1 protein-coding gene is annotated in these 764 nt (G+C 65.7%); it reads left to right on the top strand.

Annotated elements, in window-relative coordinates; translation table 11 throughout:
• The first annotated feature begins 218 nt into the window (after positions 1–218).
• On the top strand, positions 219–746 hold the full coding sequence (def, locus tag F0L68_RS28950; RefSeq protein WP_149853006.1) for a peptide deformylase: 528 nt from the start codon (positions 219–221) through the stop codon (positions 744–746).
• Positions 747–764: the final 18 nt, after the last annotated feature.

The raw sequence follows: 764 nt of genomic DNA, 5'->3' as shown, positions 1-764 counted from the left end.
AGGGGCCGACTTGAGGCGAACGAGCCGGCCGAGCGAAGCGAGGCCCAAAAAACACAGGTAGCCCAGAAACCGGCAGCGAGCGAAGCGAGTCGCCGGCCAGAGCGTCGTCCCCACCCATCAAACGGCGCCCCGCCGTCCTCACCTACCAAACGGCCAGAGCGCCCCACCCCAAAAACGGCCCCCACCGCCCCCATACTCACCAAGGAGAACAGACCAGCATGGCCATGCGAGCGCTGCGATACCTCGGCGACCCTGTGCTGACCACCGTCGCCGAACCAGTAACCCGCTTCGACAAAACGTTGTCGTTACTGGTCGACGACCTCATGGACTCGGTCGACGCACCCGGTCGGGCCGGCTTGGCCGCGCCGCAGATCGGCGTCGGTCTTCGGGTGTTCAGCTACCTGGTCGACGACCGGCACGGCTACGTGATCAACCCGGAGATCGTGCAGCTGTCCACATCCGTCCAAGACGGCATCGAGGGCTGTCTCTCCGTGCCGGAACTGTGGTTTCCCTGCCACAGGGCCAACCGCGCGGTGGTGCGCGGAGTGAACCTGCGCAACGAACCCGTTGTGGTCAAGGGAAAGGGTCTCATGGCGCGCTGCCTGCAACACGAGACCGAACACCTGGACGGCATCCTCTACCTCGACCGCCTGACCCCGGAACTCCGCCGCGAAGCACTGCGCAAGGCCCGCGAGTCCACGTGGTTCTGGGGCGCCGCGCCCAAGGACGCGGCGGCCCAACGCTAGTAGATTGTCGTTGCTTAA

It is taken from the genome of Solihabitans fulvus (assembly GCF_008386585.1).
GTDB lineage: Bacteria > Actinomycetota > Actinomycetes > Mycobacteriales > Pseudonocardiaceae > Solihabitans > Solihabitans fulvus.
The sequence above is the reverse complement of the archived record's forward strand: the minus strand, read 5'-3'. Positions and strand labels throughout refer to the sequence as shown.